12 protein-coding genes and 1 other annotated feature are annotated in these 13,997 nt (G+C 45.4%); of the genes, 9 read left to right on the top strand and 3 right to left on the bottom strand.

Annotated elements, in window-relative coordinates:
- The first annotated feature begins 47 nt into the window (after nucleotides 1-47).
- From IGJ25_RS15320 to IGJ25_RS15300, 5 genes are all read left to right on the top strand, one after another.
- Nucleotides 48-1,730: a ribonuclease J gene (locus IGJ25_RS15320; RefSeq protein WP_010749981.1), complete on the top strand. Its 1,683-nt coding sequence runs from the start codon at nucleotides 48-50 to the stop codon at nucleotides 1,728-1,730.
- Between the two features lie 243 nt (nucleotides 1,731-1,973).
- Complete coding sequence (locus tag IGJ25_RS15315; RefSeq protein WP_010749980.1) at nucleotides 1,974-3,413, top strand: MFS transporter; 1,440 nt, start codon at nucleotides 1,974-1,976, stop codon at nucleotides 3,411-3,413.
- A gap of 198 nt (nucleotides 3,414-3,611) precedes the next feature.
- Nucleotides 3,612-4,295: a metal-dependent hydrolase gene (locus tag IGJ25_RS15310; RefSeq protein ID WP_005228247.1), complete on the top strand. Its 684-nt coding sequence runs from the start codon at nucleotides 3,612-3,614 to the stop codon at nucleotides 4,293-4,295.
- A gap of 37 nt (nucleotides 4,296-4,332) precedes the next feature.
- Entirely contained in the window at nucleotides 4,333-5,664 is a 1,332-nt protein-coding gene (locus IGJ25_RS15305; RefSeq protein ID WP_005228249.1) for a DRTGG domain-containing protein, read from the top strand.
- Between the two features lie 54 nt (nucleotides 5,665-5,718).
- Nucleotides 5,719-6,672 carry a DHH family phosphoesterase gene (locus IGJ25_RS15300; RefSeq protein WP_221692745.1) on the top strand — a complete coding sequence of 318 codons (954 nt, stop codon included), beginning with the start codon at nucleotides 5,719-5,721 and terminating at the stop codon, nucleotides 6,670-6,672.
- A gap of 140 nt (nucleotides 6,673-6,812) precedes the next feature.
- Here IGJ25_RS15300 and dapD read toward each other — a convergent pair whose 3' ends face one another.
- The 3 genes from dapD to dapA are packed head-to-tail and all read right to left on the bottom strand — an operon-like array spanning nucleotide 6,813 to nucleotide 9,189.
- A complete protein-coding gene (gene dapD / locus IGJ25_RS15295) occupies nucleotides 6,813-7,526 on the bottom strand; it encodes a 2,3,4,5-tetrahydropyridine-2,6-dicarboxylate N-acetyltransferase (protein WP_010749978.1) in 714 nt (237 codons plus the stop codon).
- Between the two features lie 12 nt (nucleotides 7,527-7,538).
- Nucleotides 7,539-8,294 (bottom strand): 4-hydroxy-tetrahydrodipicolinate reductase, encoded by a 756-nt coding sequence (gene dapB / locus IGJ25_RS15290; RefSeq protein ID WP_005233953.1) that lies wholly within the window; start codon nucleotides 8,292-8,294, stop codon nucleotides 7,539-7,541.
- Between the two features lie 13 nt (nucleotides 8,295-8,307).
- Complete coding sequence (gene dapA / locus IGJ25_RS15285; RefSeq protein ID WP_008380503.1) at nucleotides 8,308-9,189, bottom strand: 4-hydroxy-tetrahydrodipicolinate synthase; 882 nt, start codon at nucleotides 9,187-9,189, stop codon at nucleotides 8,308-8,310.
- Between the two features lie 222 nt (nucleotides 9,190-9,411).
- Between dapA and IGJ25_RS15280 the strand changes: the two genes are divergently transcribed.
- The 4 genes from IGJ25_RS15280 to IGJ25_RS15265 all read left to right on the top strand — a co-directional run bounded on the left by IGJ25_RS15280 (nucleotide 9,412) and on the right by IGJ25_RS15265 (nucleotide 13,994).
- Complete coding sequence (locus tag IGJ25_RS15280) at nucleotides 9,412-10,581, top strand: M20 metallopeptidase family protein (protein WP_005228259.1); 1,170 nt, start codon at nucleotides 9,412-9,414, stop codon at nucleotides 10,579-10,581.
- 4 nt (nucleotides 10,582-10,585) lie between these two features.
- Nucleotides 10,586-11,902, top strand: a complete 1,317-nt coding sequence (lysA, locus tag IGJ25_RS15275) for a diaminopimelate decarboxylase (RefSeq protein WP_010749977.1) — start codon at nucleotides 10,586-10,588, stop codon at nucleotides 11,900-11,902.
- Nucleotides 11,903-11,925: 23 nt separating this feature from the next.
- Nucleotides 11,926-12,759, top strand: coding sequence for a diaminopimelate epimerase (gene dapF / locus IGJ25_RS15270; RefSeq protein WP_086337891.1), 834 nt, complete (start codon nucleotides 11,926-11,928; stop codon nucleotides 12,757-12,759).
- Between the two features lie 92 nt (nucleotides 12,760-12,851).
- Nucleotides 12,852-13,086 (top strand) — a binding site (T-box leader).
- 50 nt (nucleotides 13,087-13,136) lie between these two features.
- A complete protein-coding gene (locus IGJ25_RS15265) occupies nucleotides 13,137-13,994 on the top strand; it encodes a MetQ/NlpA family ABC transporter substrate-binding protein (RefSeq protein WP_010749975.1) in 858 nt (285 codons plus the stop codon).
- The last annotated feature ends 3 nt before the right edge of the window (nucleotides 13,995-13,997 follow it).

The following is a 13,997-nucleotide window of genomic DNA, read 5'->3' as shown; positions in this document are numbered from 1 at the left end:
ATGCTTGGGAAATAATACAGTAGAAAAAAATTAAGAGGTGAATAAAAGTGGAAACGATAAAAATCATTCCTCTTGGCGGTGTACGCGAAAACGGAAAGAACATGTACATTGCTGAAGTTGGCGAGGATATATTTGTGCTGGATTGCGGTGTCCGTTATCCAGAAAATGAATTATTAGGGATCGATACAGTGATTCCAGACTTCACATATTTAGAAGAAAATGCCGACCGTGTGGCGGGTGTCTTCTTGACCCATGGGCATGCAGATGCGATTGGTGCATTGCCTTATTTCTTGGAGAATATCCAAGTACCAGTCTTTGGGACCGAGTTAACGATCGAACTAGCAAAATTGACCGTGAATAAAAATGAAGCTACCAAGCGCTTCAAAGATTTTCATGTGATCGATGAACATTCGGAGATCGACTTTGGTCATGCGACCATCAGCTTTTTCCGTACGACCCATTCTATCCCTGATTCTGTTGGGATCAGCGTCAAAACAGAAGCTGGCAATATCGTTTATACAGGAGATTTCAAGTTTGACCAAACAGCGATCCCTATGTATCAAACCGATTTTGGCCGCTTAGCGGAAATTGGAAAAGAAGGCGTCTTAGCATTGCTAAGCACGTCTTCAAATGCCGAAAATCCAACGCCGATCGCTTCTGAATTGACGATCCAAGATGAAGTTTACGACAATATCCGTTATTGGGAAGGTCGAATCATCGTTGCTAGTGTTGCCAGCAATTTGCAACGGGTGCAACAAGTATTAGATGCGGCGTTTCGTTCTGATCGCAAAGTCGTTTTGACCGGGCAAGATTTTGGTCGGATCATCAAAACGGCCATGAAGTTAGGGAAATTAAAATTACCTGCCGAAGACTTGCTGATCACCCAAAAAGAAATGAAAAAATACTCAGACGAACAGTTGCTGATTTTAGAAACAGGTCGTATGGGTGAACCAATCAAAGCGTTGCAAAAAATGGCCAACGGCTCTCACCGGACGCTGCGCATCAAAGAAGGAGATCTTGTTTACATCACAACGACGCCGACAACGGCAATGGAAACTGTGGTTGCGAAAACGGAAGATATCATCTATCGCGCTGGCGGTACCGTAAAACAGATCTCGGATAATTTCCGTGTTTCTGGTCATGCCAACCCGAATGATCTGCAGCTGATGTTGAATATGATGAAACCGAAGTACTTTATCCCTATTCAAGGCGAGTACCGCCAATTAGCCGCCCATGTGGACTTGGCGCAAGAAGTCGGGATTCCGATGAAAAATATCTTCATTACTGCTCGTGGAGATGTGTTAGAGTACAAAAAAGGCGAAATGCTTGCCGCAGGTGCGGTCCCAGCTGAAAACGTCATGATCGATGGGATCGGTGTCGGTGACATTGGGAATATTGTCTTGCGAGACCGCAAAGTCTTATCTGAAGACGGAATCTTCGTTGCGGTAGTGACGATCAATCGTCGTGAAAAGAAAATTATTTCTGCACCACAAATCACTTCTCGTGGATTCGTCTACGTGAAAGCCAGTCGCGATCTGATTCGTGAAAGTGGCGAGATCGTGGAAGAAATCGTAGAAAAACACCTTCATGATGAAGAGTTTGAATGGAGCAAATTGAAACAAGATATCCGTGATCGTTTGAGTCGTTTCTTGTTTGAACAAACCAAACGCCGTCCCGTCATCTTGCCGGTCATCATGGAATCAAGCCAAAGAAATCGCAACCGTAAATAATTCGTTTTGACCTACTGACAAAAGCAGGTGAAAGAATAGCCGTTTGACGGCCGATTTCTTTTCACCGAAGCTTTTGTCTTTTTTTTATGTAAGAAAACAGGTGGCGTTTTTTTTACAAAATGACCCTTATTTTGGTCGTGATGAGCAGATAAGGATTGACGGCGAATGGATTTCGATCAATAATACAAAGTTGTCCCCCTAAGACTAGAGGAACAAAACAAGCAAAGAGAGGATGGTCGATTTGTGAATAGTTATCAAGAAAATCCCATAGTACAACAGAGAAAGTGGTGGATTCTCATTGCTGTTTCGATGTTTACCTTTATGTCAACACTGGATGGGAGTATCGTAAATATCGCTTTGCCGACGATCTCGGCAGATATGGGTGTCCCTATGAATCAAGCGGAGTGGGTCGTATCCGTCTACTTGATGATCGTTTGTGCCTGCCTTTTGTTATTCGGTAAGGTAGGGGATAGTTGGGGCAAGATCAAAGTATTCCGCTTGGGGATGCTGATCTTTATTATCGGTTCGCTGTTATGCGGGTTTAATCATTCCTTAGCATTTCTGCTATTTGCCCGAGTCGTGCAAGCGATCGGAGCCAGCATGACGATGGCGACAAATACCGGAATCATTACTGAAGTTTTTCCTATGAGTGAACGAGGACGTGCCTTAGGGATGATTGGTGCCTTTGTTTCGTTAGGATCCATCGCCGGTCCTGGATTAGGCGGAGTGATTTTGGCGCATTTTTCTTGGCCGTTTATTTTTTGGATCAATGTTCCAGTCGGTATTCTGACAATGATTGCTGGAGAAAAGGTGTTGCCAAAAGATATCACCATGAGTCATGATTCCATCGATAAAACCGGGTTTGTGCTGTTTTCAATTGCAATTATCAGCTTCTTCGGCGGCATTTTTCTTGGACAAGAGCGTGGCTTTCTAACGTGGCTGCCGCTGCTGTTGGTGGGGATCGCCTTAGTGGCATTCATCGTCTTTTTGCGAGTAGAAGCGCGTGTGAGCAAACCGCTGATTACCTTTGGGATCTTTCGTAATAAAATTTTCACCATGAGCCTGATCACGGCGTTGCTGATCTTTTCTGCAAACTTTTTTGTCAATGTCGTGATTCCCTTTTACTTGCAAAGTGCCCGAGGCTTAACGCCGAGCGTGGCAGGAATGCTGATGATGGTCTTTCCTTTGATGATGGTCATCGGTTCACCACTTAGCGGCTATTTGACCGACCGTGTAGGACCGGAGATCTTGGTCTTAGCTGGCTTAGCGTTGCTGTCCATCACTCAGCTGATGTATATGTTTATGAATCAGCATACGCCGATTTGGTACTATGTCGTCGCTACTGCCATCATGGGGTTAGGCAATTCGTTGTTCCAATCCCCCAACAATACGATGGTGATGAGCAGCGTCACCAAAGAAAATCTTGGGGTGGCAGGTAGTCTAAATTCCTTTGCCCGTAACTTGGGCATGGTCTTAGGGATATCCTTAGCAACGACGATTCTTTATGCCGCAATGAGTCAAGCCTATGGGAAGCATGTGACGACCTATATCGCAGGTCGGGCAGATATTTTTGCCTATGGCATGAAAATCACCTTCTTTGGGGCGTTCCTTCTTTGTATCACGGCGTTATTCTTAACAGTCTGGCGCATCTATAAACAAGGCGGACGTAAGAAAACGCTATGATCGCTTGAAGTCATCAGGTCGAACTGTTCTATTCCTTATTCAGAAAGGGTAGAACAGTTTTTTTGTTTTTCTTGACAAGAACCAGAAAAAGGACGGATGTAATAAAGCTGCCAGAATTTGTGCTTTTGGATTTCTGGCGTTATCTGTTATAATGAAAAATATTAGACTGTATTACTTAGATGGAAAGGGGAATGTTGTATGAAACTTACGTATCACGGACACTCGGTGCTTGCTATCCAATTAGCGGATGGCCAAAAATTGTTGTTTGACCCTTTTATTACTGGAAATGCTCTGACTGATTTGGATGCAGACACAGTGGAAACCGATTGGCTTTTGATCACGCATGGTCATAGCGATCATATTGGGGACATGGTGCCGATCGCCAAAAGAAATGAAGCACCAGTGATCAGTGTCGTTGAAATTTGCCGCTATGCAGCCCGCAAAGGCGTTGCTGAGACGCATGGCATGAATATGGGAGGCTCTTTTGAGTTTCCGTTTGGCAAAATCTCAATGGTGGAAGCGAAACACAGCTCTGGTCTTGAAGAAGACGGAACGATGATCTATATGGGCAATCCAGTGGGGATCATTTTAGAAGCAGAAGGCAAAACCATCTACCACGCTGGCGATACTGCCCTCTTTAGCGATATGGCGATGATCGGTGAACGTTTCGACATCGATGTGGCGTTTTTACCGATCGGGGATAATTTTACGATGGGCGTTCAAGATGCTGCAACAGCAGCGGCGCTTTTAAACGCGAGCAAAGTAGTACCGATCCATTACAATACGTTTCCAATGATCAAGCAAGATCCGCAAACCTTCGTGAATTTATTGCCGGCAGGTGTGGGCCAGATCCTTGCAGTCGGTGAGACATTAGAAGTTTAAGCAACAGGAAGATTCGTAGTAGGAATAGGGGATAATTATGGCGACAAAACACGACTTGATTTTAGCGCATATCGAGAATCTGCCTGTAGGCGATCGCATCTCGGTGCGGGGAATCGCAAAAGACTTGAATGTCAGTGAAGGAACAGCCTATCGGGCGATCAAAGATGCGGAAAATATCGGCTTGGTTTCAACGATCCAACGTGTGGGAACCATTCGGATTGAACGGAAACTAAAGAAACACATTGAAAAACTAACTTTTGGCGAAGTCGTCCAAATCATTGAAGGCGATGTTTTGGGCGGCGCAGCCGGATTAGACAAAGACTTGAACAAATTTGTTATCGGCGCCATGAAGGAATCGGCAATGGAACGCTACATCACGCCTGGTTCCTTAGTGATCGTCGGAAACCGTAACGAAGTCCACAAGTTGGCATTGGAAGATGGCGCAGCCGTCTTGATCACGGGGGGCTTTGAAACCTCAGAGGAAATCTGTCGCTTAGCAGACGAATTGGAGCTGCCGATTTTACAAACGACCTATGACACCTTTACCGTGGCAACGATGATCAACCGTGCCTTGAGCGACCAGCTGATCAAAAAGGACATCATGCTGGTGAGTGACATTTATATGCCATTGGAAAAAACCAAGTATCTGCACACCTTTGATACGGTCAAGGATTACAAACTGCTTTCGGAGTCTACCAACCACTCCCGCTATCCAGTCGTCAACAAGAATATGCGGGTCGTTGGGATCATCACAGCCAAAGATGTCCTAGAAAAGCCTGACACGCAGATCATCGAACGAATCATGACCCGGGAACCACGGGTCGTAAAAAAAGAGATGAGTGTGGCCTCTGCCAGCCATCAAATGATTTGGGATGGCTTAGAAGTGATGCCCGTCGTAGCAGATGACCTTTCTTTGATTGGGATCGTTACACGCCAAGACATCATGAAAGCGATGCAGATGGTCCAACGACAAACACAAATTTCAGATACGATTTCAGACCAAATCTCGGGACAGATGCAAGTCATCGAACAAGATTTTGAAGGGAACAAATTGCCGCAGCCGCATTTCAGCTTTGCGGTGACGCCTCAAATGGTCAATGAAGTCGGAACGATCTCTTTTGGTGTCTTGAGTGAAGTGATCGCGAATACGGCAAAACGTACCATGCAGTTGAATCAACGGCGCAATAGTTGGATCGAGCAAGTCAATCTGCATTACTTCCGTTTGATCCAATTAGAAAGCGAGATCATCATTCAACCGAAGATTCTAGAACTGGGGCGACGTTCGGCGAAAATCGATATCGAAGTATCGATCGAAAATTCCTTAGTAGCAAAAGCGATCGTGGTATGCCAAGTAATGGAACGCCCATAAATCATCGAAAACGGCACTTATGGAAAAATTTTAGAGAGAAAGTTGAGACCATTCATGAAGGTACAAGAAGAAATACTTGCAACAATCAAAGCATTCGACCGAATCATTATCCATCGGCACCAACGCCCTGATCCAGATGCATTAGGATCACAAGTGGGCTTGGCAGAAATTTTACGAGCTAGTTTTCCCGAAAAAGAAATCTATCAAGTCGGCGGACCCGTTGAAGGATTGGATTACTTGGCGCTGATGCAGACGATCCCTGATGATTTGTATAAAGGAGCGTTGGTGATCGTTACAGATACGGCCAATGCACCACGGGTCAGTGACCAACGCTATGATCAAGGGGCGAAATTGATCAAAATCGATCATCACCCTAATGATGAGCCTTACGGAGAGCTGGTCTGGGTCAATACGAAAGCCAGCAGCTGTAGTGAGATGATCGTTTCGTTTTGGCAAATGTTTCAAAACGAGCTGACGATGACACAAGAAGCGGCTCGTCTGCTGTATGCGGGCATCGTTGGTGATACTGGACGGTTTTTATATCCGGCAACGACAGCGACAACGCTGCGCTTAGCGGCTGAACTATTGGATTACGGTTTTGATGCACCGAAGATCAATCGGCAATTGGATCAAGTCTCTCGCAGTGTTGCTCGCCTTTCAGGGTATGTCTACGAAAACATCGAGATCGATGAGATTGGTGCTGGCAAAGTGATCCTATCACAAGAATTGCAGCAGCGTTTTGGCGTAGTGGATTCGGAAACCTCAGCAGTCGTTTCCTTACCAGGGAAAATCGACGAAGTGATGGCTTGGGCGATCTTTGTCGAACAACCAGAAGGCTATTATCGGGTGCGGATGCGTTCGAAAGGTCCAGTGATCAATGAGATCGCCAAACGCCATCATGGCGGCGGACATCCCCTTGCCAGTGGAGCAAACGCAAAAGACCTTGAAGAAGTTGCCCTAATCTATCAAGAGATCCAAGCAGCGATCAAAGAATTTCAAGCAGAATAAACACTTTTACAAGAACATTTGCCAATAGAAAAAGGGCGTGCCAAAAGCTTTCGGCACGCCCTTTTTTAGACAAAACGCAGCGCAGGCTCATCACTGAACCCGCACTGCGTTTTTATGTTTATATTTGAGAAAAGCGCGGTTTAGCCCCGTAGATCGTCTAAAAATTCGGTTTTGCTTTTCGTTTTCTCGTCTTTCATTTTGATGACTTTGGCTGGTGAGCCAGCAACGACTGCGCCAGCAGGGACATCTTCAGTCACCACAGAACCGGCAGCGACGACTGCACCTTCGCCGACACGGACGCCTTCAAGGACGACGGCATTTGCACCGATCAAAACATTGTCTTCAATGATGACTGGGCTTGCTGAAGGTGGCTCAAGAACGCCAGCCAAGACAGCACCAGCGCCAATATGGGCTTTTTTTCCAACGGTTGCTCGGGCGCCTAAAATCGCACCCATGTCGATCATGGTTTCTTCACCAACGACGGCACCAATGTTGATCACGGCCCCCATCATGATAACGGCATTTTTTTCAATGATGGCTTGGTCACGGATAAAGGCACCTGGTTCGATACGGGCATCGACTTTCGTCAAGTCCAGCAAAGGGATCGCTGAGTTGCGGCGATCATTTTCCAGATAGTGATCGGTGATTTTGTCTTGGTGCACGGTTAAAAACTCAGCCACTTTTTGACTGTCACCAACCACGAAATAGAAAGTGCCGTTACCAAACAATTGGATGCCATCTGCTTGGACGTTACTAAGATCTCCATTGATATAGACTTTTACAGGTGTTTGTTTATTTGCTTCTTTGATGTATTTTGCTAATTGATAAGGATCGGAAAATTGTAATTCTGTCATGAGAGACCACCTTTACTTGTCGATTAGATTTTGCATGGAATAAAAACCAGCTGGTTGGTCGGCTAAAAATTCCGCTGCTTTTAGCGCACCATTGGCGAAGATTTCGCGGGAGAGCGCTGTGTGTTTTAATTCAATGATTTCATCCTGCCCAGCGTAGATGACAATGTGTTCTCCAGGGATCGTTCCGCCGCGAACGGCATGGATGCCCATCTGCTTGCGGTCATTTACTAGATCACTGCCTTCACGCCCGTAGAGATACTCTTTTTTCGTTTCGCAGCTGTCATTGATACTATCTGCCAACAGCAAAGCTGTACCACTTGGTGCATCGAGTTTTTGATTATGATGCTTTTCGATGATCTCAATGTCAAAGTCAGCTTCTAATGCGGGGGTGATACTTTGTAGTGCTTTGATCAGTACATTGATCCCCAACGACATATTGGCAGAATAGAAAACTGGGATCACTTTAGCAGCCAACGGCAGCATCATCTGCGTGTCTTCCGTCAAACCAGTTGTAGCAACCACGATAGGCAGCTGCTGTTCGACACAATAGTTCAATAAGGCAGGGACATTGCTATAATGAGAAAAATCAATCACCAAATCGATCGGCTGCGTGATTTTTTCTGGACGATCATAGATTGGAAAGGGACCATCTAATTGCTCGGTACGATCCAATCCGGCGGCCACTTCTAACTGAGGGTGCTTTGCGATCAGGCTTTGCAACACTTTGCCCATACGACCGTTTGCACCGCTTAATAAAATCTGTTTCACCAAAAACTCCTCCTTACAGCAATCCGTAATTGGTCATTTCTTCTTCTAAATGAACGAGGGTCGCATCTTCTGGGACACCCAAAGGCAAACGATAATGCAATTCGCATTTGCCTAGCAAGGAGACCGCTGCTTTGATCGGCACAGGATTTACTTCACTGAAAATCGCATCGATCAACGGTTTTTGTCGCAATTGCTCTTTGATGGCGGCTTTTACATCACCATTTAAGAAATCAGCAACGAGTTGTGCCGTTTGTTTCGGAGCGATATTGCCGATCGTTGAAATCACGCCAGAGCCACCTAAAGCTAGAATTGGGGTTACTTGATCGTCATTTCCTGAATAGATCGCAAAGTCATCATCCGCAAGACGAGCGATTTCTGCGATTTGCGAAATGTCGCCGCTGGCTTCTTTGATGCCTTTGATATTAGGGATTTTTTTCAGTTCTGCCACAGCTTCAGGTGTTAAATTTAAGCCGGTTCTTGAGCTGACGGAGTATAAGATCACTGGCAGCTCAACGCTTTGACAGATTGCTTCATAGTGAGCGACTAAACTTTTCTTGGTCGCTTTGTTGTAATAGGGTGTTACAACCAATAATGCGTCAGCACCAACGCGCTGTGCTTCTTTTGAAAGATGGATCCCATGTTGGGTGTTGTTGGAGCCTGTTCCGCCGATGACGGGGATTCGACCAGCAACTTGTTTTACCACCGCTTCGATCACCGCGATATGTTCTTCATCGTCTAACGTGGATGCTTCACCGGTCGTACCGCATGCAATGATTGCATTCGTTCCTTGCTGCACATGCCACTCCGCTAACTCCTTCAGCTTATCGAAATCCACCGAACCATCTTGAAGCATAGGGGTGATCAACGCAACGCCAGAACCTTTGAATATTGTCAAACTACGACACATCCTTTCAACCAATTTATTTTTCGTAACTCTACGTATAAGTGTACCAAAACGAGGGGTAAATTTTTCAATAAAAATCGAAACATTTCGACAATTTATACTATAGATTATTCGAATTATATACTATAATATTAAACAATATCAATGAAAAACTGAATATTCGTTGGTTTTTATGGATATTTTTAAAAGGAATGAATAGAAAGGTGTTTTAACATGCAAGTATCGCAAGCAGTCAAAGAATTAACCGAAGACGTGGTTCGTTTTCGTCGTGAATTACATACAATCCCTGAATTAGGGTTAACTGAGTTCAAAACAAAGGAATACTTGCTGCGTCAGTTGCAATCCTTTGGGATCAAAGAAATCTATCCAGTGATTGAAACCGGCTTGATTGCGGTCTTTCGCAGCGATCGCCCAGGAAAGACGCTGGCCTTTCGAACGGATATCGATGCACTACCGATCAAAGAAGAGACAGGTGTTTCCTTTGTTTCCAAACATGAAGGGAAAATGCATGCCTGCGGTCATGACGGCCATATGGCAACGATGCTAGGGTTCGCTAAATATTTGGCAACACATCCTGAAGTGATTCGTGGAACGATCGTTTTGATTTTCCAACCAGCCGAGGAAAGCCCCGGTGGCGCTCAATTGATGATCGATGAAGGCATCTTACGAGATTTTGGCGTGGAAAAAATCGTGGGGCTGCATGTCTTCCCAGACTTTCCCGAAGGAGTCATTGCGAGCCGGAAAGGTCCGATGATGGCCCGTAACGGCGAGATCAATCTAACGATCAACGGCACGAGTGCCCATGGTGCCCAGCCTCATCAAGGACATGATGCCATTTTAGCCGCGGCTGCGATTATTCAAGGATTGCATTCGATCATTTCACGCAATATCAGCCCGCTTTCTGCTGGGGTCATCACTTTTGGGAAGATCCATGGGGGAGATGCGGAAAATATCATTCCCGGTAAGGTCGTTTTAAAAGGAACGATGCGGGCGTTTGAAGATGAAGTCTATGAAACGATGACGCGCAGAATCACCACCGTCGCACAAGAAATCGCCAAAGGATATGATTGCACGGCGGATGTCGAATTCGAACATCTTTATCGTGTCGTGGACAATGATCCTGAGATGGTGGAAGTGTTGGAAAAAGTGGTCGGGGAGAGCTACCGAGAAACACCACCATATATGTTGGCAGAGGATTTTTCGATGTACCAAAAGGAGATCCCAGGTGTCTTTTTCTTTGTGGGTACCCGAAATGAAGAAAAAGGCTATGTCCACCCTTTACACAGCAGCAAAATGAATTTTGACGAAAAAAATCTATTGCAAGGCATCGAATGCTACGTTCGTTTGATCGAGGCGTTGAACGAGCCAACAGACAAGGAGTAAAGCGATGGCAAAAGAAATCAAGAACAATCACTTATACATTGACGGTTGTGATACCGTTGAGCTGGCAAAAACCTTCGGAACCCCCCTTTACGTGTATTCCGTTTCGGAAATTCGCGAAGAATGCCAAAAGATTCAGGCGCAGTTTTTGACGCGCTACAGCAAGACACGGGCAGCCTATGCCGCTAAAGCTTTCTGCACCACAGCAATGCTGCAAGTGATCAAGTCAGAAGGACTCTCATTAGACGTGGTTAGCGGTGGAGAACTGTATACAGCGATCCAAGCTGATTTTCCAGCAGAACACATCGAGTTTAACGGCAATAATAAATCGATTGAAGAATTAGCAGCCGCCCTTGATTATGGCGTAGGACGGATCATCGTTGATGGCATTCAAGAAGTCGGCTTGATCCGCGCGTTATGTCAAGAAAAGCAAGTCGTTGCTAAAATTTTGTTGCGCATCACACCCGAGGTTTCGGTCAGCACCCATCAATTTATCTCGACCGGACAAAAAGATTCGAAATTCGGGATTCCTTTAGATGAAGAAATCTTATTTCCGTTAGTGGAAGAAGTGATTCAAGCACCTGAATTGGATTTCTATGGCCTGCATTTTCATGTCGGCAGTCAATTGTCGGACAATCGCTCACATCTAGCGGCAGTTGATGCGGCTTTGGCCCTTGTCCAAACCATTCATGAACGCTTTGATTATTGGATCAAAGAACTAAATGTTGGCGGCGGCTTTGGCGTTCGATACACAGATGCAGATATTCGCCAACCCTACAGCTACTTTTTAGATCCTGTGATGGAAAAAATCGACGCCTTTTATGCGCAGCACCAGAGCGAACGTCCGACCATCGTTATTGAACCTGGGCGCAGTATCGTCGCAGAAGCAGGTATCAGTTTGCACACCATCGGCAGTATCAAGACATTGCCGGGAATCAGAACATACGCCAGCATTGACGGTGGCATGACAGACAATATTCGTCCGGGTCTTTATCAGGCAACTTACACTGGGATCTTAGCCAACCGCGCTTCCGAAGCTGCGACACAAAAGATCACCATTTCTGGCAAAGCTTGTGAGAGCACGGACATCTTAGTAAAAGACCTTGCATTACCGCCCGTTGAAACTGGGGATCTGTTTGCTACGTTCGCAACAGGAGCTTATGGCTATTCGATGGCCAGCAGCTACAATAATTTACAGATTCCTGCAGTCGTCTTTGTGGAAAACGGCCAAGCGGAATTAGCCGTTAAACGCCAGTCCTACGAGCAAATGCTGCAAAATGAAGTGGTTCCTTCGTTTCTAAAAGAGGGAGCTTCCAGCAAGTAAAATTTTGAAAAGCAGGTGACAACATGACGATTCCTTATACAAAAATGCAAGGTGCAGGAAATGATTTTATCGTAATCGATAACCGCACATTGAAATTCTCCCATGAACAACTGTCGCAATTTGCTGCTCAGGTTTGCCATCGGAAATTTTCTGTTGGCGCGGATGCAGTCATGGCTGTGGATTTTCCCACAGGAACCGCTGATTTTCGGATGCGGTTTTACAATGCTGATGGGACCGAAGCAGAAATGTGCGGCAACGGCGCTCGCTGTATTGCCCGTTATGCCTTTGAGAAGGGAATTGCTGGCGAGCAGATGACCATCGAAACAGTTGCTGGCGATGTCCCCGCATGGCGCTTGTCGGCAAAACACTACAAAGTAACCTTGAATCCACCCACCGTGACTACATTTGATCAAGCGTACCCGAATCCAATGGTTTCATTCGTGGACTATGTGGAATTGGGTGATCCAGGAATCCCTCATGCGGTGGTTCACTATCCTGGTCTGGCAGAAACTGAGTTGGAACAGCTGGCTGAACTTGCCAAAGAGATACGCTATTGGGAGGTTTTTCCCAAAGGGGCGAATGTCAATTTCTATGAAGAAGATGACAAGGGTGATCTGATCGTTCGCACGTATGAACGAGGGGTGGAAGGTTTTACCTATGCGTGCGGCACAGGTTCTGGTGCCACTGCGTATGTCGTGACCAAACGTCACCAGCAATCGGCAGCGAATGTCTTGCTGCACGTGTTGGGTGGCGAGTTAACGGTAGAAGTTGATGTTGATCAGGTCGCATTAGAATTGATCGGCGATGCGGTTATGGTATCTGAAGGCTTGATTTTAGATGAGAATTTGGCTCTGTAAACACTGTGAAAATTATTGCAAAAAGATGATATTTTCGTGAAAAAAAGAATTGACATTCATTTGAGGCTATCGTATAGTTAAACACAACTTAAAAACACGCGATGATAAGAAGAGTAAGTCAGTTTCGATTGGATCAGAGAGCTCGGATTGGTGAGAAAGAGCACAGCCGTTTGACTGAAGATGGCCTTGGAGCGTTTGGACGTGAGCAAAAGCAAGCGTGCAGCGGGATTGCCCGTTACAGCAAAGCAGTTGATAAACTGATAAGGTTGGCAGCTTGTGCCAATGAATTAAAGGTGGTACCACGAACATGGTTGTTTCGTCCTTTCTCTATGATGGAGAAAGGACGTTTTTTTATTATAAAAAGGGGGAACTAAAAAATGAAACAGTTGAAAAAGGGAATCGTTGGGTTAGTTGCTGCTGCTGTCTTAATTACATTGGCAGCTTGTGGCAATACTAGCAGCACAGAGGATACACAGTCTGCTGAAAACAGTGTAGATGCAGTGGAAGAAAAAGTCGTTGGAGTGGCACCAGGACCATATGGCGATATGGTGACAGAGATGATCTCTCCATTACTGGAAGAAAAAGGGTATCAACTAACGACCAAAGTGTTTAATGATTATATTCAGCCGAACAATGCCTTGGCGAATGGCCAAATCGATGCCAATTTGTTTCAGCATACGGCCTATCTAGAAAAATTTTCGGCAGATAACCAGTTATCTCTTACGGCATTACAAAAAGTGCCAACATTGGGAATGGGCATCTATTCGAAGCAACTGTCCAGCTTGGATGAGTTAGCAGACGGGGCGACTGTTTCGATTGCCAATGATGCCTCAAATTTAGCTCGGACCTTGCAACTGTTAGCTGCCAATGAGTTGATCACCATCGCAGACAATATCGACGAAACGAAGGCAACGGTGAATGATATCGAAGAAAATCCGAAGAATCTGACATTTAAAGAATTAGACGCAGCCCAATTGGCTCGTTCGTTAGATACAGTCGATTTAGCTTTAGTACCAGGAAACTTCGCTTGGGCAGCTTCTCTTGATCCTGCAGATGCTTTGGCGTTGGAGTCGTTGAAAGAAGAATATAAAAATGTCTTTGTGGTGTCCACCGAAGAAGAAGACAGTGATTTTGCTAAGGCAGTTACGGAAGTATTAGAAAGTGATGCATTTAAAGAAGCGATTGCCGAATCACCGTTCAGCAACTTTGATCAACCGAAATTTTGGACTGAGTAAGAA

This window comes from Enterococcus sp. DIV0240d (genome assembly GCF_051711245.1).
Classification (GTDB): Bacteria; Bacillota; Bacilli; order Lactobacillales; family Enterococcaceae; genus Enterococcus_D; species Enterococcus_D casseliflavus.
Note: the sequence above shows the minus strand (reverse complement) of the source record. Positions and strands in the feature narration are given on the sequence as shown.